This window comes from Ruegeria sp. YKSF131 (genome assembly GCF_059612645.1).
Genome location: NZ_JBXWQZ010000014.1, coordinates 41639 through 63706 on the forward strand (window position 1 = coordinate 41639; position 22068 = coordinate 63706).

Genomic DNA, 22068 nt, shown 5'->3' on the forward strand with positions numbered 1-22068 from the left:
GAAGAACCAATTGGATTTGATCAAAAATAAGGCATATGCGCCGTCGACCGAAGGGGGCAAACAACCCGCGCATGAGCAGGTTTACCAAACACTCAGATCACAGATTCTGTTCGGTGAACTGGTCCCAGGTCAGCCCGTCACAATCCAGGGTCTGACTGATTCGCTGGGTGTTGGGATGACTCCGGTCCGCGAAGCGATTCGCCGGTTGATCTCGGATGGAGGGTTGGTTTTCCAGGGCAATCGGCGCGTCAGTGTACCGTTGCTGAACTCCAACGATATTGAAGAGATGATCTTCGCCAGAATTTCAATAGAATCAGAGCTTTCCAGACGTGCAACCGCCAACCTGAAAACGCAGGACATTGATCACTTGGAACGCCTGGACAGGCATTTGGATCGCATGATCGCCGATGGAGATGTCGGTGGCTATCTGCGTTTGAACCAGGCTTTTCACGAAACGCTGTATTCTTACGCAAACGCGCCGATCCTCAGTGACCTGGCTGAAAGACTTTGGTTGCGGTTTGGCCCCTCATTGCGTGTTGTCTGCGGGCGCTTCGGCACACAGAGCCTTCCGGATCGGCACAAGGACATTATTGCCGCATTGCGCGTCGGTGACGCTGAAATGACCGCAAAGGCAACCGCCCAGGACATCGAACAAGGCATGGACCTGATGGCGGAAGCATTGACGTCCGTCTGATTCAGCCTGATTCGATTGACACGAAAAAATTTGATCATATTGTGTTCGCCAACTGCGTTCTTGAAGGAGATTCTCCGATGTCTACCATCACCAACCATATGCCGACCGCCGAATTGCAGGCGCTGGATGCGGCGCATCACATTCACCCCTTCTCGGCCAATGGTGCGCTGGGGAAGGAAGGAGCGCGCGTGATCACACGTGCCACTGGCGTTTATCTGACTGACAGCGAAGGCGAAGAAATTCTGGACGCGATGGCGGGCCTGTGGTGCGTCAATATCGGGTACGGGCGTGATGAGCTGGCTGATGTTGCCGCGCGCCAGATGCGCGAGCTGCCCTATTACAACACCTTCTTCAAAACGACCCACGTCCCGGCGATTGCTTTGGCTGCCAAGATTGCCGAACTGGCTCCGGGCGACCTGAACCATGTCTTTTTCGCAGCAGGCGGGTCCGAGGCAAACGATACCAATATCCGCCTCGTGCGCACCTACTGGGCCCAGAAGGGCCAGCCTGACAAGAACATTATCATCAGCCGAAAGAACGCCTATCACGGCTCATCCGTGGGCTCGGCCTCGCTGGGTGGTATGGCCGGGATGCACGCACAGGGTGGCATTCCGATCCCGAACATCCACCACATCAACCAACCCAACTGGTGGGCCGAAGGCGGCGACATGTCGCCCGAAGAATTCGGTCTGGCCCGCGCGCGCGAGCTGGAAGAGGCGATTGAGGAGTTGGGCGAAGACCGGGTAGCCGCCTTTATCGCCGAGCCGGTTCAGGGTGCAGGCGGTGTGATTGTCGCGCCCGATACATACTGGCCGGAAATTCAGCGTATCTGCGACAAGTACGATATCTTGCTGATAGCTGACGAGGTCATCTGCGGATTTGGCCGGACAGGCAACTGGTTCGGCTCTGAAACCGTTGGCATCAAACCGCATATCATGACCATCGCCAAGGGCCTTAGCTCGGGCTATGCGCCCATCGGCGGGTCCATCGTGAACGACGAAATCGCCGAAGTAATCGGCGGTACCGAATTCAACCATGGCTATACCTATTCCGGCCACCCGGTCGCGGCTGCCGTGGCATTGGAGAACCTGCGCATCCTCGAAGAAGAGAAGATCGTTGAGCATGTGCGCGACGTTGCCGCCCCCTATCTGAAAGAGAAATGGGAAGCACTGGCAGATCATCCGCTGGTGGGTGAGGCTAAGATCGTTGGCATGATGGCGTCTATCGCGCTGACCCCGGACAAAGCAAACCGCGCCAAATTCGCATCCGAACCCGGCACGGTCGGCTATATCTGCCGTGATCGGTGCTTTGCCAATAACCTGATCATGCGCCATGTCGGCGACCGGATGATCATCTCACCCCCGCTGATCCTGACGCCTGCGGATATCGACGAGATGTTCGTGCGGATCTACAAGTCGCTGGACGAAGCACAGGCCGAGATCATTGCGCAGGGGCTGATGAAAGCCGCATCCTAACTCAGCGATTTATGCATCTTAAAAGGCGGTCCATATGGGCCGCCTTTTTTTGTCATCGCAACCGCTCCAGCAGGTTTGGCGTGGGGTATCCGTCCGGGACCAACCCTTGCGCCAGTTGATACGCTCGAACCGCGTTGATAGTATTTGGCCCAGTGCGCCCGTCGTCACCCTTTGTGTCAAAGCCCGCATCCGTCAGAAGTGTCTGAAGTTCCTTTTTCTCGGCAAAGCTCAGCACCCGATCGCCGCGCGGCCAGTCAGATTGAAACGGTGCGCCCCCCGCAAGCCGGTCGGACAGATACCCGATGCCGATCACATAGGCATCGGCCCCGTTATACGCCTCGATCACGTTGAAATTGTCAAAAATCATCAGCGCGACGCCCTGACTTCCAGCCGGAAGCAGGATCGCGGCCTTCCCATGATCCGGCACGACGGTGCCATCCCGCGCCACGACACCCCTTGCAGCCCATTCGGACGGCATCAGCGTAAAATCACGACGGGCTGAGGCGTAATCGAAATCCGTGGGCAGACGCACCTCCACGCCCCACGGCTGACCCTTCGTCCAACCATGCCGCGCCAGATAAGACGCCGCCGAAGCCAGCGCATCCGTCGGGTCATCCGACCAGATGTCGCGCCTGCCATCACCGTCGAAGTCTACCGCGTGATCCAGATATGACGTGGGCATGAATTGCGTATGCCCCATTGCGCCCGCCCAACTGCCAAGCATGTTGCCGGCACTGATATCACCAGCCTGCACAATCCGCAGGGCAGCGACCAACTGCGTTTCAAAGAATTGTGCCCGCCGCGCATCAAAGGCTAGCGTCGCCAATGAACGAAGCGTTGGACTGCTGCCGCGATAAGACCCGAAAGAGGTTTCAAGTCCCCAGATGGCTGTGACCACCTCTTTTTCAACGCCGTATTCAGCCTCGATCCGGTTCAACACCTGCCGATGCCGCTGCAGGGCGGCGCGCCCATTCGACAGGCGCGTTTCCGAAACTGCGGTCTCAAGATACTCCCAGATGGGTTTCGAAAACTCCGCCTGATTGCGATCCCGTTCCAGGACATCTGCGTCATAGCTCATGCCCGAAAACACCTGAGTCAGTGTTCCCTGCGAAATGCCCTGCCGCCGCGCGCGGCCCTGAAACGCGCCAAGCCAGGTCTGAAACCGTGCCGTTGTCGCAGAAGCCACGGGCAAGGCCTCAGTCAACGGGCGCGGGACCGGACGGATCGAAACGGTCACATCCGCCGAAGCCAGTTGCAACGCATCGCGCGATATCCCGCTGTCTGCCCATCTGGTGTTCTCTGTTGTTTCCGCCTGCACTATGGATGCCCACAATGCGACGGTCATGACGCCGCCTACGCATTTTCGCATTCCGTTTTTCCTGATTACTGCTCGGCCACAGGGTAGCGCAAAATCGGAAATTCACAAAGAGCTCAGACGTTCGCCTCACGCTCCTGCGCGGCACGCTCTGCCCGAATGCGTTCCAATGCTTCGCGCAGCAGGGGCACGCGGTTCGGCCTGAAACTTTGTTCCGTCACTGACATGTCCTGCAAGCGATCCAACCGGAAAACGCGAAAATCCTGTCGCAGGTGGCACCAGCCCAACAACACGTTCGAGTGATCCAGATAGACGATGCTCAACGGGTTGACGCGCCTGTGCGTAGCATCGCCTTTCGCGTCCGTATAGAAAAACTCAACCGCGCGCTCATCCCACGTCGCCTGCCGCAGAGTGGCCACGTCAATCGTGGGTTCAGGCGGGCGGTTGAACCGCGTAGCAGCCAGAACCGCATGGCTGAGCCGGTGGGACTGGCGTTGCGGCAAGCGTCCCTGAAGTTTCCGCAGGGCCGTGCCCGCTGCGCCCGACAAAGCCGGATCGCCAATCACCTGAACTTCGCGCAGGCCCAGAACCAACGCTTCAAGCTCATCATCAGTGAACCCCAATGGGGGCAGGGTTGCGTCCTCGATCAGCGTAAAGCCAAACCCCGCTTCGCCATCGATCACGGCACCCAGTCCGCGCAATGCATCAATATCCCGATGAATTGTTCGGGCCGAAACACCCAAATCCTGCGCCAACTGTTCGGATGTTCTGGGCGAAGGGCCAGAACGCAGGGCTTGCATCAGTTGGAACAAACGGGCGGTGCGGGACATGATGTATTATAGCTTATCCCTAATGACAGAAACTGTCATTAGGTCCCGATACTCAGTCAGCACCCCATAACACGGAGCCTTATAATGCTGACCCTTCTCACCTTCCCCTCTGCCTTCGGCCTGTTCAGTGCCAGCCCCTTCTGTGTCAAGACAGCATTGATGCTTCAGCAGTCCGGCCAGACCTGGCAGCGCTCGGACATGCTTGACCCCCGCAAGATGCCCCACCAGAAGCTGCCCGTTTTGCGGACGCCGGAACGCCTGGTCCCGGACAGCGACCTGATCCGCGATTGGTTGGAACAGCAGGGCGCGGATTTCGACAAAGGGTTGACGGATGTCGAAAAGGCGCAGTCCCGCGCCCTGGTGCGCATGGCCGAAGAGCATCTGTATTTTCACATCGTTCTGGATCGCTGGGGCAATGACCAAGTCTGGCCGATCTTGCGTGATACGTTCTTTACTGGAATTCCGGCGTTGATCCGAAAACCTGCATCCAATGCGATCCGGAAATCCGTTCTGAGGGGGATCACGTCACAGGGAATCGGGCGGTTTTCGCTGTCCGAACGGCTGGACCGGATCGAACGTGACCTCGAGGCGATCTCGGCCTATCTGTGGCAATCCTCTTTCCTGCTTGGGGACCGGCCGACATCGGCTGACATGAGCGTTGGTCCAATGCTTGCCGCGATGCGCGCCACACCTGCGGACACCCCCCTGACCCGCCGGATCAAACAGGATAACCTGCTAAACAGCTACGTGGATCGGTTGGAACAGGCGATACCAATTGCATGAAACCCTTTGAAAACCCTTTGGTCGCTTCGGCCTTTGAAGCCCTGCCCCCGCAAACCCGTGCGGGGGCTCTGGCCCTGCGGGCGCTTGTGTTTGACACGGCAGCCTCTCTGCCTGCCGCCCCCACGGTGCAAGAGGAGCTGCGGTGGGGTCAGCCCGCCTATCTTGCGCCCAAAGGGTCAACGATCCGGCTGGGCGCGCACAAGTCGGCAAGTTTCGCCTTGTTTGTGCACTGCTGAACCCGGTTGATAAGCGATTTCACATCCGCCTTTCCGGGCGAGGACCAGATAGATGGGAACCGTGCCGTTCTGTTTGATGACACTACACAAATCGATCCAACACGCCACGGATGGCTGATTGCCCGGGCGTTGACCTATCACCTCTGACGGCGTTTGCGTTCGACCTTGCGCTTGATCTTGTCTTTCTTGCGCTTGGTGCTGATCGCTTTGCGCCGGGATGATCGCCCTTTTGGCCTCTGTCCGCGCGGCAGGGCCTGGTCGTCAATGGACAGCAGCTCCAGCTCCAACCCGCCGGTCACTGGTGTCGCTTCGGTCAGTCGAACGGTGACACGTTGACCAATGGCGATAGTCAGCCCCGTGTCCGCCCCCATAAGTGTCCCGGCCTCGCGGTCGAAATGGAAAAACTCGCGCCCAAGTGATCGCACCGGAACCAAGCCATCCGCACCGGTTTCGTCCATTTTGACAAAAGCACCAAACCGGGCAATGCCGCTGATCCGGCCCGTGAATTCATTGCCAACCCGTTCGCTCAGATACGCGGCCAGATAGCGGTCAGTCGTGTCCCGTTCAGCCATCATCGAGCGGCGCTCGGTGTCCGAGATATGAGTGGCCGTTTCTTCGAGCCGGGTAATCTCGTCTTCTGTCAAACCGTCTGTGCCCCAATCGTGGGCCGAGATCAGCGCCCGATGCACGACCAGATCGGCATAGCGCCGGATAGGAGAGGTGAAATGCGCGTAGTTCCGCAGCGCCAGCCCGAAATGGCCGAAGTTCTCAGGGTTGTAATATGCCTGTGCCATTGACCGCAGGGTGGTCAGGTTGATCAGTTCCGCATCCTCGGTCCCGGTGGCGGCGTTCAGCAGCGCATTCAGGTGGCGGGTTTGCAGCACCTGCCCCTTGGCGAGGTTCAATCCGGCAGCCTGCGCCGTTTCCCGCAGGCTTTCCAGTTTCTCGGGCGCGGGTTCCTCGTGCACGCGGAACAGCAGCGGACGGCGCTTGGCGATCAGTGTCTCCGCAGCCGAGACATTGGCGAGGATCATGAACTCTTCGATCAACCGATGCGCATCCAACCGGTCACGGAACGCCACGCTTTCAACATGACCCGTTTCGCTGAGCACGATCTTACGCTCGGGCAGGTCCAGTTCCAGCGGCTGTCGCACAGCCCGCGCTTTCTTCAGCGCGGCATAGGCGGCATAAAGCGATTTCAAGACCGTCTCCACCAATGGCCCGGTGCGGTCGTTCGGGTTGCCGTCGATGGCCTCCTGCACTTCGGCATAGTTCAGCGACGCGACCGAACGCATCAACCCCCGCACGAAACGATGACCAATCTTGTTACCGTCCGCGTCAATCTGCATCCGCACAGCGATACAGGCACGCGGGACGCCTTCATGCAGGGAACACAGATCACCCGACAGCCGATCAGGCAGCATCGGGACCACTCGGTCAGGGAAATAACTTGAATTGCCCCGCTTGCGCGCCTCGCGGTCCAGGGCCGAGCCGGGCAGCACATAAGCAGCAACATCGGCGATAGCGACCCAGATCACATGTCCACCAGGGTTCTTGGGGTCTTCATCCGCGTGCGCGTAGCAGGCATCATCACGATCACGCGCATCCGAGGGGTCGATGGTCAGCAGCGGCATGTCCCGCAGGTCCTCGCGGCCCTTCAGGCCAACGGGTTTGGCATTGTCTGCTTCGGCTATGACCTTGTCGGGAAAGTCATCCGGGATACCGTGCTGATGGATCGCGATCAGCGAAACAGCCTTGGGCGCGGTCGGATCACCCAGCCGTTCAACGATGCGCGCGCGCGGCAGGCCCATGCGGTTTTTCGGCCCGGCCTGTTCGGCCTCGACCAATTCGCCGTCTTTGGCACCATGCACCGCGCCATCGGCAACCAGCCATTCGGTCTGGCCTGCCTTGTCGATAGGGACGATTCTGCCCCCTTCGGCCCCTTTACGGAATATGCCCACGATCTTGCGCGGGTTGGTTCCGATCCGGCGGATCAGACGCGCTTCGTAATTGTGATCTTCCTCGTGCACGACGGTCAGGCGGGCCAGAATACGGTCACCCTCGCCCAAGGCCGGGTCGCTGGCCCGCGCGATTATCAGAACGATGGGCTCGACCCCTTCGCCATGCCATTCCAGTGGTCGGGCGAACAGATCACCATCGGCATTCGGCTCTTTCACCTGCAAGACACTGACAGGTGGAAGACGGTCCGGATCGCGATAGCTGCGTTTGCGTTTTTCAAGATGCCCTTCGGCCTCAAGCTCTTTGAGGATGCGCTTGAGGTCAATACGATCCGCGCCCTTGATGCCAAAGGCTTTGGCGATATCGCGCTTCGAGGTCAGGGTGGGGTTCGCCGAGATCCAGTCAAGGACCTCCTGCTTGGTAGGGATGCGAGTCATGCTTCCGGCGTAGCACGCGTTTGCGACCGCGTCATGACCAAAAAACCTCAGGGTTTCAGATCAGCGACCGTATCCACATCGCGCAGCTGGTCCAGCAGGGTCACACGGCAGTTTGGGATTGAGGCAAGTGTGTCGGCCAATGCATGTTCTGTGGACCAGCGCACATCGTGGAACAGACCTGCGGGCAGCGCGCCATAGCGCTGCGCACCGACCAGCCAATAGCCGCCATCCGGCGCGGGGCCGAACACCATCTGGGTTCGCCTAAGCGCACCAAAAGCGCGGGCTATATGTGCACGCGAAATACCCGGAATATCCGCTCCGATCAGGCAAACCGGCCCCTTGGGCATTCCGCGCAACATCCGTCTCATCCGGTCCCCCAGATCGCCGGACCCCTGCGGCGCGCGCGGCAGATCAACGGGCCAGATACGGCTTGCAAGACCTTCTGCATCGGGCGACACGGCCAGCACGATCTGCCAGCGAGGGTCACGCAGCTTTCGGATCAAAGCGCGGGTCTGGTGCCGAAACCACCACGCGGCACCAACCATGCCGATATCACGCCCCAGCCGCGTCTTGACACGGCCCGGTCGAGGTTCCTTGACCATGATCACCAATGTGCGCTGCATGGATCAGGCGAAATAATCCGTCAGGATACGGGTATAGATCGATTTGAGTTGCTTGATCTGCGCAACCTCAACGCACTCGTCCACCTGATGCATCGTGCGCCCGACCAAGCCGAACTCCACCACCGGACAATGGTCTTTGACAAAGCGCGCATCCGAGGTGCCGCCGGTTGTCGACAGTTCAGGCGTAACGCCGGTTTCGGTTTCGACCGCTTTGGCCACCAGATCCGACAAAGGCCCTGGTGGGGTCAGAAAACTTTCACCCGATATGCTGATCGTGACACCGATGTCGACACCGTATTGGGCTGCCACCTGATCCGCCTCTGATTGCAACCAGTCACTCAGGCTGGCCCCGGAATGCAGATCGTTAAAGCGGATATTGACCGCGCCGCTGCATTGCGACGGGATCACGTTGGTTGCGGCGTTTCCGGTGTCGATAGTGACAACAGCCAGTGTTGAGGCGTCGAAATGGTCCGTGCCCTGATCCAGTTCATGGCTGGCAAGCCGATCCATCAGCCGCGCCATGGCGGGCAGAGGGTTTTTGGCCCGATGGGGATAAGCCGAATGTCCCTGAACACCTGTAATCTTAAAACATGCAGTCATTGAGCCCCGACGGCCGATCTTGATCATCTCGCCCATTTTGTTCGGGCATGTTGGCTCACCCACCAGACAGACCGACATACGCTCTCCGGCGCCTTCCATGTAATCGAGAAGCGCAGTGGTGCCGTCCAACGCATCGCCTTCCTCATCACCGGTAATCGTCAGGACAATTGCCCCATCCGGCGGGGTGTCACGCACGAAATCCACTGCGGCAGCCGCAAAAGCCGCAACACCGGATTTCATATCGGTAGTACCGCGCCCATACATCACCCCATCCCGCACTTCGGCCCCGAAGGGCGGCGCAGTCCAGGCAGCTTCGTCGCCGACAGGGACGACGTCTGTGTGACCGTTAAATCCGAAACTACGCGCATGACCTTTCTGCCCCCAACGCGCGAACAGGTTACTGATGCCGCCGCGATCGACACGCGAGCATTCGAAACCTGCCTCCGACAGCACTGTCTCAAGCAAAACAAGTGCTCCGCCCTCTGAAGGTGTGACCGAAGGGCAACGGATCAGTTCGGCTGTCAATTGGACGGGATCAGTCATGCGGGGACCTCTGAAACTGTGTCTGACGCGGGTTCGCGCACAGATTCAACGATTTGGCCGGTTTTCCAACCCCAATCCGTAAAAAAACGGTCATCCGAATATGTAGATGTCAAAGCGGCACCCCAATAAAACATGGAACTTTACCCTGCGACCACCTTGCCGCCCGCCACAAATTCGCGTTACAGGGCCGCGAAACAGGTGAATTGAATATGAAGCGCGCCTTCTTCGCACTGATCTGCCTGACTTTCGCCGTCATCGCACAGCAAAGCCTGGCACAGTCCCTTTCGGTCACAACCGTGACCCGCCCGCCATTTTCCTATGTCGAGGATGGCGACGAAACCGGTTTCTCTATGGATTTGCTGGCGGCCCTGGCCGAGGCTCTGAACTGGGACTACACGGTCAACCGCGTCGACGCGTTTTCTGACATGTTGGGTGCCGTGCAGAGCGGATCTGCAGACCTTGCCATCGCCAATATCTCGATCACCGCCCTGCGCGAAACGCAAATGGACTTTTCTCAGCCGATCTTTGAAGCGGGTCTTCAGATCATGGTGCCCTCGGACGCGGTACGAAAACCTTCGATTTTGCAGGCTCTGCTATCGAAAGAACTTTTCATCGCTATCGGGCTGGCCTTTGCCATTCTCCTCGGTGGCGGCATGCTGATGTGGAGCTTTGAACGCCGTGCCCAACCCTATTTCGACCGCAACCTTAACGAGGCGTGGTTCCCATCGTTCTGGTGGGCACTCAATTTGGTTGTGAATGGCGGGTTCGAAGAACGAATGCCGCGAACACCGTTCGGTCGTATGCTGGGGGTTACCCTGGTGGTGTCATCCTTGTTCATCGTGTCGGTGTTTACCGCCCGCATCACCTCGGTCATGACGGTGGACGCGATTACCGGCAGCGTGAATTCGGTGAACGACCTTTACGGCAAGAATGTCGGGACAATCTCGGGGTCTACAGCGGCGAGCTTTCTGAACCGGCGCGAGATCGAATTCACCGGCTACCCCGGACTGAACGAGATGCTGGACGCCTTCAAAGCCGAAGAACTGAATGCCGTCGTGTTCGACGCGCCGATCCTGTCCTACTTCGCAGCTCATGAAGGGCGGCGGATTGCATCGATGACAGGTGGCGTCTTCCTGCGCGAGAATTACGGCATCGCATTTCCGACCGGATCACCGCTGGTCGAGGATGTTAACCAGGCATTGCTCGGCCTGCGCGAAGACGGAACCTATGACGAAATCTATCGCAAGTGGTTCGGGTCGCGAAACTAAGCTTGTGCTTCGTCTTCGAAAAACGGTGTCATCTGCGCGACGATCACTGCGTTTTCATCCAATGCTCTTTGCATCAGCGCACGTTCGTCCGGCTCGATATCGTGGCCTTGCGCTTCACGCTCGGCCAATGTGCCATATCCGGTAACATCCAGCGGTGCGGTGTCTGCCTGCTTCAGGATCGCAACCGTCTCACGCACGGCCTCGGCCTCATCCACGCCGCTGGCATAACACATCAGTGCCGCGCCGGTCGCCCCATCAGGCAGGCCGTCGCCCTCCTTGCGGCCAATCTGGACCAGAAGGGTATAGACTTGCTGACGTGAGGGTTTCTTTTGCTTCTCCATGCACCGGGCCATAGCCCCGCGCCGGTTCGCGGTCAAGCAGCCAACAATTGCAGGAGCCCCGCCTTGCGCCCATAGTACCCAGAATACACCGATCCCGGATACCAAAGGACGCCTTCATGCCCTACCCAGATTTCATAACGAGATTTCCCAGCCTCGACGTACCGTTCCCTGGCGACGTGGTGCAAACGGCCGTGATCCGGTCGGATGCAGGGTTGGTGGCGTTCTTTACTTTTCTTCATGATTTCGAATTGCCCTTACATTCTCACAAAGCCCAATGGGGCACAGTGGTTGAGGGTGAGGTTGAATTGACCATCGACGGGCAGACCCTAACCTACCGCTCTGGCGACAGTTATTCGATCCCGTCAGGCGTGGAACATGGCGGCAAAATCAAGGCTGGCACACGGGTTATCGATGTTTTCGAGGAACCGGACCGGTATCCGATCAAGGGATTAGCTGGGCGAGAGACTCAGTGAACGCGAGTCTCGGCCTCCCTCATTGATTGAAGACCTCCGGCCCGAAAAGCTGTTGAGTTGAATCCGGCGGCGATGGTGAAACCGAAGGCAACGGTGAATCCGAAGGCGGCAGCGAAACCGAAAGTGCTGAAGTAAACAAAGGAAGCACTGAAGTCGAAGCCATGCAGGGTGAGAACCGCTAAGCAGCACTTCAAAGCTGATCGCGGCCACGAACTTCGTATCTGGTTCAGTCGGCTTGACCCAAAAAACAAATAGGCCGGAGCAGTTATGCCCCGGCCTTGCGCGTTAATCAGAACGATCAGTCCCGCAGCAATTCGTTGATGCCCGTTTTCGAGCGGGTCTTTTCGTCAACCCGCTTCACGATCACAGCGCAATAGAGGCTGACGTTGTTCTTCGACGGCATGGAACCCGCGACCACAACCGAATAGGGCGGAACCTCGCCATACATGACTTCTCCGGTTTCGCGATCCACGATCTTGGTGGACTTACCAATGAACACGCCCATCCCCAGAACCGAGCCTTCGCGGACGATACATCCCTCCACCACTTCCGAGCGCGCGCCGATAAAGCAATTGTCTTCAATGATGGTCGGGCCAGCCTGCATCGGCTCAAGCACTCCGCCAATACCAACGCCGCCCGACAGGTGCACATTCTTGCCGATCTGTGCGCAGGATCCGACGGTGGCCCAGGTATCAACCATCGTGCCTTCGTCAACATAGGCCCCAAGGTTCACGAAAGACGGCATAAGCACCACGCCCGGTGCGATGTAAGCGGATTTGCGGACAACGCAGTTTGGAACCGCGCGGAACCCGGCAGACCGCCACTGGTTTTCACCCCAACCGGCGAACTTGCTGTCCACCTTGTCCCACCAGCCGCCGTCCTGCGGACCGCCCGGCTGGATTTCCATGTCCTTGATACGGAAGCCCAGCAGAACCGCCTTTTTGGCCCATTGGTTTACGTGCCAGTCACCGGATTCCAGCTTTTCCGCCACGCGCAACGAGCCACTGTCCAGCGCATTCAGCGTATCCTCGATCGCCTCGCGCTGCTCGCCTGTGGTGGCGGGCGTGATGGTCTCGCGTGCCTCCCAGGCGGTTTCGATGGCGGCTTCCAGTTGCGCGTTGGACATGGGGTGTCTCCCTACAGAATCTGTTCACGTTGATTTGGCCTATACGCAAGCCCGACCCATGGCGCAATGCGACGTAGACGAGCCCAATTGCGTCTGAGGCTCAGGGTCATCAGCTTGCGCGCCGGATATGGCGGGTCAGGATCGCCGTTGCTGTGGCCATTTCCTTGCGCTTCAACGCTCGCGCAATGGCCGCATGATCCGTGTCAGCCCGCTGCACCCATTTCAACCGCCATTGCGCGAACAGATGGCGTGCGCTTGCGATATGCAGATCGTCAATTGCGTGCAAAAGCCGAGGCAGCCCGCAAGGTGTCAGGATGGCGCGATGGAACGTTCTGTTGAGGGCCTCCCATTGCGGCATCGACTGCGCCTCGTCACAGGCGATGCGTGCGTTCTCGATCTTTTCCAACGCGACCGGAGACATGTTTTGTATCGATTGCTGCAACGCCAGCGTTTCTAAGGCCACACGCATTTCGATCACCTCCCGAACCTCTGCCGGGTCTAACGCTGTAACACGCATTCCCTTGCGCGGTTCATGCCGGGCCAACCCATGCGCCTCAAGCCGCAACAAGGCTTCGCGCACCGGAACATGGCTGGTATCGAAGGTTCGGGCAATATGGTCCTGCCGCAGCTTTTCACCGGCCGCCAGCTCTCCGGTGATGATCCGCTGGCTAAGGCTTTGGTAAATCGTGTCGGAGATCATTGCAGTCATGGATTATAGATAAAATCCACCATCCACATCCACAACCCGATAATTCACTCAGCGAACGGGTCCGGCGCGATATTTGCACCACAAACCAGAACGGCCACGCGCTCACCCGGTTCAGGTCGATACGCACCCGAGGTCAAGGCGGCCAATGCGGTCGCGCCCGCAGGCTCTACCAGAATGCGATGCGCGCGCCAAAGCGCTTGCTGTGCCGCCGCGATGGCATCGTCTGACACCAGAACCGAACTCATACCCTGTGCCAATTCAAAACAAATTTCGCCGATCCGCCGCGCGCCCAGCGCGTTTGCGGCGATGCCCGACACGGAAACATCAACCGGCTCACCAGCGCGCAACGCTGCATTCAACGCGCAGGACGTTTCCGGCTCGACCGCCACAACCTTGCGCGCGCCACCGAACCAGGCCAGCGCCCCGGCGATCAGCCCGCCGCCACCAACAGCGACCAGTACCGTATCCGCCTGCAAGCCCTGGGCGTCCCATTCCGCAAAACAGGTTCCTTGCCCAGCCACCGTGGCCGGGGCGTCATAAGCATGGATCTGCATTGCCCCCGTCGTCGCCTCATGCTCCTGCGCTGCGGTCAGCGCGTTCGCGTATTCACCGGAAACAACGCTCAGGTCGGCGCCGGTTTGCCGGATCAGTGCGATCTTGGAAGGGCCTGCCAGTTCCGGCACAAATATCTTTGCAGGATAACCCAGCGTCTGCGCTGCATAAGCCGCCGCCGCACCATGATTGCCACCGGATGCGGCGACCACACCCGCGGGCGGCACATCCGAGCTGAGCAGCGTATTGAACGCACCCCGCGCCTTGAAACTGCCAGTATGCTGCATGTGCTCGAGTTTCAGCTCAACCGGATAGCCGGGAATGTTGCTTTCCATAACCGGGGTCACTTGCGCATATCCCGCGATGCGGTCCCGTGCTGCCGATATTTCACTTTTCCAATTCATTCTCGTCTTTCCGTGACTGGCACTCTGCCCGCGAACCCTATAGCTGTTTGTCAAACACGCAAGCAGGGATCGATCACCGATGAGAGAAGACCGTCACAGTCCGTTTCGCGATGCGCAGACCGACCGCTCGACCGCGAAAGAGGTTCCGGACACACCGCAAACACGCTCTCCGGCCTACCGTCTGGCTTTCGCGGATGACGAGTTTCTGTGCCGGGACGAGCTGCGCCCTGTACGCTTGCAGCTTGAGTTGCTGAAACCCGAAATGATCATGACCGAGCGTGAGATCGCGTCGACCATCGTAATGTTCGGCGGCGCCCGCATTCCCGAACCCTCGCAAAAGCACACCGCGCGGACAGAGACTCTGGCCAGCCTGTCGAAATATTATGATGAGGCGCGCGAGTTTGCCCGGCTGATGACCGTAAAATCAAAAGAAACCGGCTGCCGCGAGAATGTGATCGTCACTGGCGGCGGCCCCGGTGTGATGGAAGCTGGCAATCGCGGTGCACACGAAGCGGGCGGGTGCTCGATCGGGCTGAACATCGTGCTTCCGCACGAACAGGCGCCAAACAGTTTCGTGACGCCAGAGCTCAGCTTTAATTTCCACTATTTTGCGATCCGCAAAATGCACTTCCTGATGCGCGCCCGCGCCATCACCATCTTTCCCGGTGGGTTTGGGACGCTGGATGAACTGTTCGAATCCCTGACCCTGATCCAGACCGGCAGAATGGATCGCGTGCCATTCCTGCTGTTTGGCCGCGCGTTCTGGGAGAAGGTTATCAACTGGGACGCACTGGCGGATGCCGGTACGATCTCGGAGGAGGATTTGGACCTGTTCCGCTTTGTCGATACCGCGCAGGAGGCGGCCGAGATCATCGAGAACTGGGAACCCGCCCCGCCCCGCGACGAAATTCCGGGGCGCTGAGCGATGAAACCCCCAAAGACAGGCGAAATGCTCCACCTACGTGGCAACGCGTTGTCAAAAGGCGAACCCGTCGCCCTTCCACTGACGCAAAGCAGCATGTTCCATCTGCCGGGCGTGCCGGACGGTCACCCGACCTATGGCCGTGTCGATAACCCCACCTGGGTACATCTTGAGCATGTTTTGTCCCATCTGGAAGACGCGCCTTGCCTCAGTTTTCCTTCAGGGATGGCCGCAATTTCTGCGGCTCTTTTTGCAACGGTGCAAGCCGGGTCGCGCCTTCTGATTCCTTCGGACGGGTACTATGTCACCCGTCTGCTGGCCGACCGGTTCCTTTCGCGTCTTGGCGTGACAGTTGAAGAGCGCCCGACCACTGCGTTTGCCGCAGGTGGTTTTGACGGGTTTGACGTTGTGTTCGTCGAAAGCCCTTCGAACCCCGGTCTGGACATGATTGACCTGAAAGCCACAGCCGAACAGGTGCGGTCTGCTGGCGGGGTGACGATTGCCGACAATACGACGATGACGCCGTTGGGTCAGCGTCCGTTGGATTTGGACATCGACGTGGTCGTGTCGTCCGACACCAAAGCGATGGGCGGGCATTCCGACATGCTGATGGGCCATGTGGCCAGCCGCAACAGTGACATCATGGAACGGGTCGAGGAATGGCGGAAGGTCTCCGGCTCGATCCCCGGACCGCATGAGGCATGGTTGCTGCATCGCGGGTTGGAAACGCTGGATGTCCGGTTCGACCGGATGTGCAATTCGGCTCAGGTAATAGCAGAACGGTTGGCAGTTCACCCAGCGGTCAAACAGGTCCGCTATCCCGGGCTGGCCAATGATCCATCGCACGCACTGGCGCAGGCACAAACGGCACGGTTCGGATTTCTGCTATCCTTGACTTTGGAGAGCGAAGACAAGGCCGAAGCCTTCATCAACACCTGCCCGCTTTTGCGCCCCGCCACATCCTTCGGAGGTGTTCACAGCTCGGCCGAACGCCGCGCGCGATGGGGTGATATGGTCGACCCGGCCTTCATCCGCCTGTCCGTTGGATGCGAACCGGTGGACGAACTGTGGCAGGCGATCGAGGCCAGCCTGAACGCGCTGTGATTACTTCTTCGCGGCACGCAGGTCCTTGAAAACGTAGATCGGCAGCACCACGCTGGCGATCAGCGCCCCCAGCCAGACAAGCAGCGTCGCCGCCAGTAGGTTCGAGATACCACCAACGGTCAGCCCCGACGCGATGAGGTCGGTCACCAGCAGGCCCACAAATGTCACGACCAGGGCAATCCCGCCTTTCAACGCTGGCGCTTTCTTTTCGCCAAGCTTCAGTATCAAGGGCTCGGCGATCACCTGAACGACAGTGAAAACGATCACAACCACGATAAAAGAGATCGGTTTGATCGCGAAACCGGACAGTATCAGCGAAGCCAGCAACAGCCCGATGGCATTGCCGGCCAGCAGGGCCAAAGCGGATTTGATTCTGCGCGACATGGGATGGCCTCCGTCAATCTACAATCAGAAATATGAAGATATTAGCAGGCTTCTGAGTTTTTTCGAGACAATTCAATCGCCTCTTCCTTTTGACCCGTTGAAAACACGTGGTAGAACACATTCATCAAGATCAGACCTGCCCTGACCCGCGAGTGTGAGATGAGCGACGATCCCTATTCCGTCCTTGGCGTCCCGAAAGACGCCAGCGCCGACGAAATCAAGAAAGCCTACAGGCGTATTGCCAAGGAATGCCACCCGGACCTGAAACCCGGCGATGCCAAGGCCGAGGCTAAATTCAAGGCCGCCGCCGCCGCGTATGACGTGTTGAAAGATCCTGAAACCCGCGCCCGCTTCGACAATGGCGAAATCGACGCATCGGGTCAGGAACGCCCGCAACAACACTATTACCGGGACTATGCCGAGGCCGCTGGAAACCCCTATCGCGGGCGTCAGGCGGACCCGGACGACATGTCGGACATCTTTGCCGAATTCATGCGCGGCCGCGGTGGATTTGGCGGCCAGCAAAGACATGAATTTCATGCGCCAGGGCATAACCTGAACTATTCCCTTCAGATCAGCTTTCTGGATGCCGTGTTTGGCGCCAGCCAGAAACTGACCCTACCAGACGGTAACCGGATCGAGGTCAAGATCCCCGCCGGTATAACCGAGGGTCAAACCATCCGTCTGCGCGGCAAGGGTGCTCCGGGTTATGGCGAAGGCCCTCCGGGGGATGCGTTGGTGACCGTCACGGTCACCAAACATCCGGTGTTTGACCGTCAGGGCGACGACATCCATATCACGCTGCCGATCAGCATAGATGAGGCCATTCTGGGCGGCAAAGTCGCCGCCCCCACAATCGATGGCGGTGTAAACGTCAATGTTCCGGCGGGCACCAGCAGCGGTAAAACCCTTCGCCTGCGCGGCAAGGGGGTGAAGAAACGCGGCTCATCCCAGCGCGGCGACCAACTGATCGAATTGACTGTCTCGCTGCCCGACAAGATCGATGATGACCTCAGGCAGTTCATGGAGACTTGGCGCGAAACGCACCGCTATGATCCACGGAAAGGAATGTCGTCATGACCCTGACCGAAAAGGAACTGATCGAAACCGTCTCGCGCCTGACCTCTGACCGCCTGACCGAATATCTTGCGGCCGAGATCGTGATCCCTGAACAATCGGAGCAGGGGCTGGTCTATCACAGTATCGACGTTGCCCGGCTGGAACTGGCTTGCGAGTTGCACGAGCAATACGACATGGAGGCCGATGCGCTGTCGATGATGATCTCGCTGATTGATCAGATGCATGGGCTGCGCGCCGAACTGCGTGAGGTTCTGAACGCAGTCGAGGCGCAACCCGAGCCGATGCGCCAACAACTGATCGAAGTTATCGGCACAGCGCGGTTCCGTCGCAGATAACAGGGTTTTGGGCGCAATGATTATGGCGTAGAAGGCCGCCTTGATCCTTTGTCAGGTAGCTTCCATGACCCAGCCCAGATCCGAGTTGCTGATGCCTGCGGGCAATCTGCGCAAACTTAAACTCGCCATCCTCTATGGGGCAGACGCCGTGTATCTGGGCACGCCGGATATGTCGCTGCGCACCAAGTCCGAGTTTTCGCTGGACGAGGTAATTGAAGGGGTCGAGTTCTGCCACAACCATGGCCGGCGCGCCTACCTGACACTGAACCTGTTCTCGCATAACAAAGACATCCCGAAACTGGACGAATACATCGACACGGTGCGCAAGGTGCAGCCCGACGGGTTGATCATCGCCGATCCGGGCGTATTCCAATACGTCCGCGAGCGCGCGCCCGAACTGCCGCTGCATATCTCGACCCAGGCCAATATCTGTTCGTGGTTGTCGGTGAAGTTCTGGCAGGATCAGGGGGCCGAGCTGGTGGTTCTGGCGCGTGAGGTTTCCTATCCCGAACTGGTCGAGATCCGTGAGAAATGCCCTGATATCAAGTTAGAAGCCTTCGTGCACGGCGCTATGTGCATGACCTATTCGGGCCGCTGCCTGCTGTCGAATTTCATGGCCGAACGCGGGGCCAACCAGGGCAACTGCGCCAATTCCTGCCGCTGGAACTACGGTCTGAAACTGCGCCTCAAGGATGGTACGCATCAGGAATTGCGTATCACCGAAGAAAACGCCGACCTGTTCGAATTCCTGCTGGAAGAAGGCTGTCGCCCCGGTGACCTGATGCCCGTCGAAGAGGATGATCGCGGCTCGTACATCCTAAACTCACGCGACCTCTGCATCATGCCGAAGCTGGACGAGTACCTGAAAATCGGTGTCGACAGCCTCAAGGTCGAAGGGCGCGGCAAATCGGAATACTACGCCGCGATCGTCGCGCGGGCCTATCGTATGGCCATCGATGACTATTTCGCGGATCCCGAAAACTGGGACCCCAAGCCTTACATGCGCGAGCTCGAAACCGTCGGAAATCGCGGCTATACGCTGGCCTTTCACGAGGGTCGGCTGACAAACTATGCACATGATTACGAACACACGGCCTCGATCTCGCAATGGGAATATGCCGGGATCGTCACCGAAGTGACCGAGGATGCCTTTCTGGTTGAGGTGAAGAACAAGCTGGAACCGGGTGATGTGCTGGATTTCGTCTCGCCAGTCGCACGCGACACGGTTCTGCTGCGGGTCTATGATTTCGAATGCGCCCATGATGGCGCACGGTTGGACGTGGTTCATGGCAGCACAAAAACCATCATCCGGTTGCCTTTCACCCTGTTTGATCACGAGGATATCGACGATCTGCGCGCCCGTTTTCCGGTCTATTCAGTGCTGCGCAAGGAACGCGCCCTGACCGACGAACACTGGAGCCGCATTCGCTTTGACAAGCTCGTGCAGGGATTGGAAACCTCCGGTCGCGACAATTCAACAGCTTATGCACGCCGTCGCGATGATCTGGTTGAAAAGATTGGCGAAGACGGTAACGAACGCCGGTTCAAGACAAACCGCATCGGCACGGAAGGATGCTGCGGCAAGGGCTGCAACGGATGCCTGATCTTCTGGCAGGATGACAAATACGCGTTGGCCCGCGAGGTACTGTCCAAACGAAAACAAGGCGAACAGCTCAGCCGCCGTGAGGCGACAGAACTCAAGCTGCCGGGTGAACCGGCTTAGTTTCCCACCCGATATTCTTCGGGGATAAAGAACGTATAGTCGCGATCCGCCACTTGCTCGTGACAGACATGGCAGTACGCGACCTCACTGGCGCGGTCCCCCATAGTATCCCCGAACACCGACCCGTCCGGCAGCACCATTATATAACGCCAGTCAGCGGTGATCGGGCTGGTACCGTCTGGCAATTTTTCCATTATGAACATGGCGCCTGGATGTATGTGACCTTCATCGGTCACCGTCATGCTGTCCTTGGCAAGCACCGATCCCATGGGAAGTTTTTCGCCTTGCTGCAATGTCCCGTAGTTATGTGCCATTCGGTTGGCATACGAGTTTACGTAACGCTGCCCGTGCGTGGCCGAGATATAAGGCGCGTCGTTAAAAAGCGGCCAGCTTTGGTAGTTGAGGATCAGATCCAGTTGCGCCGCGGCATACCCCCGTGCCATGCGACGGCTTAGTGAATGGTAGTGGGCCGCGGCCTCATCCTTGCTCAGCTCTGCCGGATTTTCGATCGCGATATGAGCGTTGTGACCATCCGCCGTTGCCAGTCCTGAAGAAATCAGAAGTATCGCGCACGCAATGGCTTTGTGCTGGAGAATTATTCGTAGATAGGAGTCCATTATTACGACCCACCTGAAAATCAGTTCGCCTGAGCGCCACGTGACGACAGAGTTCTTATTCTAGCGGCTCTGGGATCTCTTACCAGCTCAGGTCCCAGAATCTCACCGCCTTGTGCTTCGATTTGAACCTGCATCCTGCGGCATTGAATCTTTAAAATATAGCAAATTATGCATATTGAATCAGTATCTGAAACATTAAGTTTACAGGCACACTTCATGCGTGCAGGCGGTCATTTTGGACAATCAAAGCACGACCACCCAATCCATGATGAACCCGACAGAAAAACTACCGGGTTAAACCGGCTTCGGACTCAATCTGTTTGCGCGATTTGCGGGCACGTTCGGTTGCCGATTTCAACTGGCCGCACGCCGCCATGATATCCTCGCCCCGTGTCTTGCGAATGGGAGAGGCGTAGCCTGCCTGATAGATGATGTTGGCAAAAGCGCGGATGCGGTTGTTCGAGCTGCGCTTGTACGGTGCACCGGGCCATTCGTTGAACGGGATCAGGTTGATCTTGGCCGGAATCTTGTGGTGCTTGATATGGTCGATCAAACGATGGGCATCCTCGTCACTGTCATTCACACCGTCCAGCATCACGTACTCGAACGTGATCCGCTCGGAGTTCGAGGCATTGGGATAGCTGGCCAGCGCCTGCAACAACTCATTGATATTCCAGCGCTTATTGATCGGGACCAGAACGTCGCGGGTTTCATCCGTGGTTGCATGGAACGAGATCGCCAGCAGACAGCCGATTTCCTCGGCGGTGCGTGCAATTTCGGGTACCACTCCGCTGGTCGACAGCGTGATGCGGCGGCGCGACAGGGATATCCCCTCGGGGTCCATCGCGATCTTCATCGCGTCGCGGACGTTTTCGAAATTGTAAAGCGGCTCACCCATTCCCATCAGAACGATGTTCGACAGAAGGCGCGTTTCATCCTTTGGTGCACCAGGGGTCGGCCATTCGTCAAGATCGTCGCGCGCCATCATGATCTGCCCGACAATTTCGGCAGATGTTAAATTACGTACAAGTTTCTGGGTGCCGGTATGACAAAACGAACATGTCAGTGTACATCCGACCTGAGACGATATGCACAGCGTTCCGCGATCTTCCTCGGGGATGTAGACCACCTCGACCTCGTGCCCACCCGCGATCCGGCACAGATATTTGCGGGTGCCGTCCTCGGACACCTGTCGGGTCACGACCTCAGGGATCTCGACCACAAAGTTTTCGGTCAGTTGCGCACGGTACGCTTTGGCGAGATTCGTCATCTGGGAAAAATCGCGCACGCCCCATTGATAGATCCACTGCCAGATCTGACCGGTGCGCATCTTTGCCTGCTTTTCAGGCGTACCATGTTCGATCAGGACCTCGCGCAAACGGTCGCGGGTGAGACCGACAAGGTTCACCTTCCCCTCGGGCAATTTACGAGGGAGAGTCATGACGTCTTGAGTGATCGGCGCTTTGGGCGACATTGTGGTACCTGCTGAGGCGTATCTTCAAGGATTCTGGCTTGGGATGCGCCTCTATATAGGA

At 58.3% G+C, this 22068-nt stretch carries 23 protein-coding genes; 11 read left to right on the forward strand and 12 right to left on the reverse strand.

From position 1 onward, the window contains the following. Nucleotides 1-10: 10 nt before the first annotated feature. The gene (locus tag AC2FLZ_RS07140) at nt 11-694 is read left to right on the forward strand and encodes a GntR family transcriptional regulator (protein WP_480474182.1); all 684 of its coding nucleotides are present in this window, start codon (nt 11-13) and stop codon (nt 692-694) included. A gap of 77 nt (nt 695-771) precedes the next feature. Continuing rightward, nucleotides 772-2169 carry an aspartate aminotransferase family protein gene (locus AC2FLZ_RS07145; RefSeq protein WP_480517901.1) on the forward strand — a complete coding sequence of 466 codons (1398 nt, stop codon included), beginning with the start codon at nt 772-774 and terminating at the stop codon, nt 2167-2169. Between the two features lie 52 nt (nt 2170-2221). On the opposite strand, the gene AC2FLZ_RS07150 is transcribed toward AC2FLZ_RS07145, so the two are convergent. Both AC2FLZ_RS07150 and AC2FLZ_RS07155 read right to left on the reverse strand, forming a co-directional pair. Continuing rightward, nucleotides 2222-3538, reverse strand: a complete 1317-nt coding sequence (locus AC2FLZ_RS07150) for a lytic murein transglycosylase (protein WP_496882005.1) — start codon at nt 3536-3538, stop codon at nt 2222-2224. A 62-nt stretch (nt 3539-3600) separates the two neighbouring features. After that, nucleotides 3601-4314 carry a helix-turn-helix transcriptional regulator gene (locus tag AC2FLZ_RS07155; RefSeq protein WP_480484146.1) on the reverse strand — a complete coding sequence of 238 codons (714 nt, stop codon included), beginning with the start codon at nt 4312-4314 and terminating at the stop codon, nt 3601-3603. 84 nt (nt 4315-4398) lie between these two features. Between AC2FLZ_RS07155 and AC2FLZ_RS07160 the strand changes: the two genes are divergently transcribed. Together AC2FLZ_RS07160 and AC2FLZ_RS07165 are read left to right on the forward strand one after the other, a co-directional pair. After that, nucleotides 4399-5097, forward strand: coding sequence for a glutathione S-transferase family protein (locus tag AC2FLZ_RS07160; RefSeq protein WP_480517905.1), 699 nt, complete (start codon nt 4399-4401; stop codon nt 5095-5097). Then, on the forward strand, nt 5094-5333 hold the full coding sequence (locus tag AC2FLZ_RS07165; protein ID WP_496882006.1) for a hypothetical protein: 240 nt from the start codon (nt 5094-5096) through the stop codon (nt 5331-5333). The genes AC2FLZ_RS07160 and AC2FLZ_RS07165 overlap by 4 nt, the downstream gene beginning before the upstream one ends. A gap of 137 nt (nt 5334-5470) precedes the next feature. Here the strand turns inward: AC2FLZ_RS07165 and rnr are convergent, their stop codons facing one another. From rnr to dapE, 3 genes are read right to left on the reverse strand one after another with little or no spacing between them, the layout of a single operon-like run. After that, on the reverse strand, nt 5471-7729 hold the full coding sequence (gene rnr / locus AC2FLZ_RS07170; protein WP_496882007.1) for a ribonuclease R: 2259 nt from the start codon (nt 7727-7729) through the stop codon (nt 5471-5473). Nucleotides 7730-7776: 47 nt separating this feature from the next. Then, nucleotides 7777-8352: a TIGR04282 family arsenosugar biosynthesis glycosyltransferase gene (locus AC2FLZ_RS07175; protein WP_480517911.1), complete on the reverse strand. Its 576-nt coding sequence runs from the start codon at nt 8350-8352 to the stop codon at nt 7777-7779. Nucleotides 8353-8355: 3 nt separating this feature from the next. Beyond that, complete coding sequence (gene dapE / locus AC2FLZ_RS07180; RefSeq protein ID WP_480625265.1) at nt 8356-9495, reverse strand: succinyl-diaminopimelate desuccinylase; 1140 nt, start codon at nt 9493-9495, stop codon at nt 8356-8358. 209 nt (nt 9496-9704) lie between these two features. On the opposite strand from dapE, the gene AC2FLZ_RS07185 reads away from it, so the two are divergent. Beyond that, nucleotides 9705-10763 (forward strand): transporter substrate-binding domain-containing protein, encoded by a 1059-nt coding sequence (locus AC2FLZ_RS07185; RefSeq protein WP_480554995.1) that lies wholly within the window; start codon nt 9705-9707, stop codon nt 10761-10763. Here AC2FLZ_RS07185 and AC2FLZ_RS07190 read toward each other — a convergent pair. After that, nucleotides 10760-11104 carry a DUF8846 family protein gene (locus AC2FLZ_RS07190; RefSeq protein ID WP_480474192.1) on the reverse strand — a complete coding sequence of 115 codons (345 nt, stop codon included), beginning with the start codon at nt 11102-11104 and terminating at the stop codon, nt 10760-10762. The two genes, AC2FLZ_RS07185 and AC2FLZ_RS07190, sit on opposite strands and share 4 nt — an antisense overlap. Before the next feature lie 116 nt (nt 11105-11220). Here AC2FLZ_RS07190 and AC2FLZ_RS07195 point away from each other — a divergent pair, with 116 nt between their 5' ends. After that, nucleotides 11221-11577 carry a cupin domain-containing protein gene (locus tag AC2FLZ_RS07195; RefSeq protein ID WP_496715338.1) on the forward strand — a complete coding sequence of 119 codons (357 nt, stop codon included), beginning with the start codon at nt 11221-11223 and terminating at the stop codon, nt 11575-11577. Nucleotides 11578-11875: 298 nt separating this feature from the next. On the opposite strand, the gene dapD is transcribed toward AC2FLZ_RS07195, so the two are convergent. The 3 genes from dapD to AC2FLZ_RS07210 all read right to left on the reverse strand — a co-directional run bounded on the left by dapD (nt 11876) and on the right by AC2FLZ_RS07210 (nt 14368). Further along, the gene (gene dapD / locus AC2FLZ_RS07200) at nt 11876-12703 is read right to left on the reverse strand and encodes a 2,3,4,5-tetrahydropyridine-2,6-dicarboxylate N-succinyltransferase (protein WP_480474194.1); all 828 of its coding nucleotides are present in this window, start codon (nt 12701-12703) and stop codon (nt 11876-11878) included. Between the two features lie 109 nt (nt 12704-12812). After that, a complete protein-coding gene (locus AC2FLZ_RS07205; protein WP_480517915.1) occupies nt 12813-13412 on the reverse strand; it encodes a GntR family transcriptional regulator in 600 nt (199 codons plus the stop codon). Between the two features lie 44 nt (nt 13413-13456). Beyond that, entirely contained in the window at nt 13457-14368 is a 912-nt protein-coding gene (locus AC2FLZ_RS07210; RefSeq protein ID WP_480554992.1) for a threonine/serine dehydratase, read from the reverse strand. A gap of 79 nt (nt 14369-14447) precedes the next feature. Between AC2FLZ_RS07210 and AC2FLZ_RS07215 the strand changes: the two genes are divergently transcribed. Beyond that, a complete protein-coding gene (locus AC2FLZ_RS07215; protein ID WP_480484157.1) occupies nt 14448-15290 on the forward strand; it encodes an LOG family protein in 843 nt (280 codons plus the stop codon). 3 nt (nt 15291-15293) lie between these two features. Then, the gene (locus tag AC2FLZ_RS07220; protein WP_496715341.1) at nt 15294-16394 is read left to right on the forward strand and encodes a cystathionine gamma-lyase; all 1101 of its coding nucleotides are present in this window, start codon (nt 15294-15296) and stop codon (nt 16392-16394) included. On the opposite strand, the gene AC2FLZ_RS07225 is transcribed toward AC2FLZ_RS07220, so the two are convergent. Continuing rightward, nucleotides 16395-16778 (reverse strand): hypothetical protein, encoded by a 384-nt coding sequence (locus tag AC2FLZ_RS07225; RefSeq protein ID WP_267363718.1) that lies wholly within the window; start codon nt 16776-16778, stop codon nt 16395-16397. Nucleotides 16779-16937: 159 nt separating this feature from the next. On the opposite strand from AC2FLZ_RS07225, the gene AC2FLZ_RS07230 reads away from it, so the two are divergent. From AC2FLZ_RS07230 to AC2FLZ_RS07240, 3 genes are all read left to right on the forward strand, one after another. Beyond that, on the forward strand, nt 16938-17858 hold the full coding sequence (locus tag AC2FLZ_RS07230; RefSeq protein WP_496882008.1) for a DnaJ C-terminal domain-containing protein: 921 nt from the start codon (nt 16938-16940) through the stop codon (nt 17856-17858). After that, on the forward strand, nt 17855-18193 hold the full coding sequence (locus AC2FLZ_RS07235; RefSeq protein ID WP_496882009.1) for a hypothetical protein: 339 nt from the start codon (nt 17855-17857) through the stop codon (nt 18191-18193). The genes AC2FLZ_RS07230 and AC2FLZ_RS07235 overlap by 4 nt, the downstream gene beginning before the upstream one ends. A gap of 64 nt (nt 18194-18257) precedes the next feature. Then, nucleotides 18258-19916, forward strand: coding sequence for a U32 family peptidase (locus AC2FLZ_RS07240; RefSeq protein ID WP_480493905.1), 1659 nt, complete (start codon nt 18258-18260; stop codon nt 19914-19916). Here AC2FLZ_RS07240 and AC2FLZ_RS07245 read toward each other — a convergent pair. Together AC2FLZ_RS07245 and rlmN are read right to left on the reverse strand one after the other, a co-directional pair. Beyond that, nucleotides 19913-20533: a cytochrome P460 family protein gene (locus AC2FLZ_RS07245; protein ID WP_480493906.1), complete on the reverse strand. Its 621-nt coding sequence runs from the start codon at nt 20531-20533 to the stop codon at nt 19913-19915. The two genes, AC2FLZ_RS07240 and AC2FLZ_RS07245, sit on opposite strands and share 4 nt — an antisense overlap. 286 nt (nt 20534-20819) lie before the next feature. Then, on the reverse strand, nt 20820-22007 hold the full coding sequence (gene rlmN / locus AC2FLZ_RS07250) for a dual-specificity RNA methyltransferase RlmN (protein WP_480493907.1): 1188 nt from the start codon (nt 22005-22007) through the stop codon (nt 20820-20822). Nucleotides 22008-22068: the final 61 nt, after the last annotated feature.

Excerpts from the sequence above, each read along its gene's own strand:
- AC2FLZ_RS07145 (WP_480517901.1), top strand. The coding sequence starts at position 772 with ATGTCTACCATCACCAACCATATGCCGACCGCCGAATTGCAGGCGCTG.
- AC2FLZ_RS07150 (WP_496882005.1), bottom strand. The coding sequence starts at position 3,538 with ATGCGAAAATGCGTAGGCGGCGTCATGACCGTCGCATTGTGGGCATCC.
- AC2FLZ_RS07155 (WP_480484146.1), bottom strand. The coding sequence starts at position 4,314 with ATGTCCCGCACCGCCCGTTTGTTCCAACTGATGCAAGCCCTGCGTTCT.
- AC2FLZ_RS07160 (WP_480517905.1), top strand. The coding sequence starts at position 4,399 with ATGCTGACCCTTCTCACCTTCCCCTCTGCCTTCGGCCTGTTCAGTGCC.
- AC2FLZ_RS07165 (WP_496882006.1), top strand. The coding sequence starts at position 5,094 with ATGAAACCCTTTGAAAACCCTTTGGTCGCTTCGGCCTTTGAAGCCCTG.
- rnr (WP_496882007.1), bottom strand. The coding sequence starts at position 7,729 with ATGACTCGCATCCCTACCAAGCAGGAGGTCCTTGACTGGATCTCGGCG.
- AC2FLZ_RS07175 (WP_480517911.1), bottom strand. The coding sequence starts at position 8,352 with ATGCAGCGCACATTGGTGATCATGGTCAAGGAACCTCGACCGGGCCGT.
- dapE (WP_480625265.1), bottom strand. The coding sequence starts at position 9,495 with ATGACTGATCCCGTCCAATTGACAGCCGAACTGATCCGTTGCCCTTCG.
- AC2FLZ_RS07185 (WP_480554995.1), top strand. The coding sequence starts at position 9,705 with ATGAAGCGCGCCTTCTTCGCACTGATCTGCCTGACTTTCGCCGTCATC.
- AC2FLZ_RS07190 (WP_480474192.1), bottom strand. The coding sequence starts at position 11,104 with ATGGAGAAGCAAAAGAAACCCTCACGTCAGCAAGTCTATACCCTTCTG.
- AC2FLZ_RS07195 (WP_496715338.1), top strand. The coding sequence starts at position 11,221 with ATGCCCTACCCAGATTTCATAACGAGATTTCCCAGCCTCGACGTACCG.
- dapD (WP_480474194.1), bottom strand. The coding sequence starts at position 12,703 with ATGTCCAACGCGCAACTGGAAGCCGCCATCGAAACCGCCTGGGAGGCA.
- AC2FLZ_RS07205 (WP_480517915.1), bottom strand. The coding sequence starts at position 13,412 with ATGACTGCAATGATCTCCGACACGATTTACCAAAGCCTTAGCCAGCGG.
- AC2FLZ_RS07210 (WP_480554992.1), bottom strand. The coding sequence starts at position 14,368 with ATGAATTGGAAAAGTGAAATATCGGCAGCACGGGACCGCATCGCGGGA.
- AC2FLZ_RS07215 (WP_480484157.1), top strand. The coding sequence starts at position 14,448 with ATGAGAGAAGACCGTCACAGTCCGTTTCGCGATGCGCAGACCGACCGC.
- AC2FLZ_RS07220 (WP_496715341.1), top strand. The coding sequence starts at position 15,294 with ATGAAACCCCCAAAGACAGGCGAAATGCTCCACCTACGTGGCAACGCG.
- AC2FLZ_RS07225 (WP_267363718.1), bottom strand. The coding sequence starts at position 16,778 with ATGTCGCGCAGAATCAAATCCGCTTTGGCCCTGCTGGCCGGCAATGCC.
- AC2FLZ_RS07230 (WP_496882008.1), top strand. The coding sequence starts at position 16,938 with ATGAGCGACGATCCCTATTCCGTCCTTGGCGTCCCGAAAGACGCCAGC.
- AC2FLZ_RS07235 (WP_496882009.1), top strand. The coding sequence starts at position 17,855 with ATGACCCTGACCGAAAAGGAACTGATCGAAACCGTCTCGCGCCTGACC.
- AC2FLZ_RS07240 (WP_480493905.1), top strand. The coding sequence starts at position 18,258 with ATGACCCAGCCCAGATCCGAGTTGCTGATGCCTGCGGGCAATCTGCGC.
- AC2FLZ_RS07245 (WP_480493906.1), bottom strand. The coding sequence starts at position 20,533 with ATGGACTCCTATCTACGAATAATTCTCCAGCACAAAGCCATTGCGTGC.
- rlmN (WP_480493907.1), bottom strand. The coding sequence starts at position 22,007 with ATGTCGCCCAAAGCGCCGATCACTCAAGACGTCATGACTCTCCCTCGT.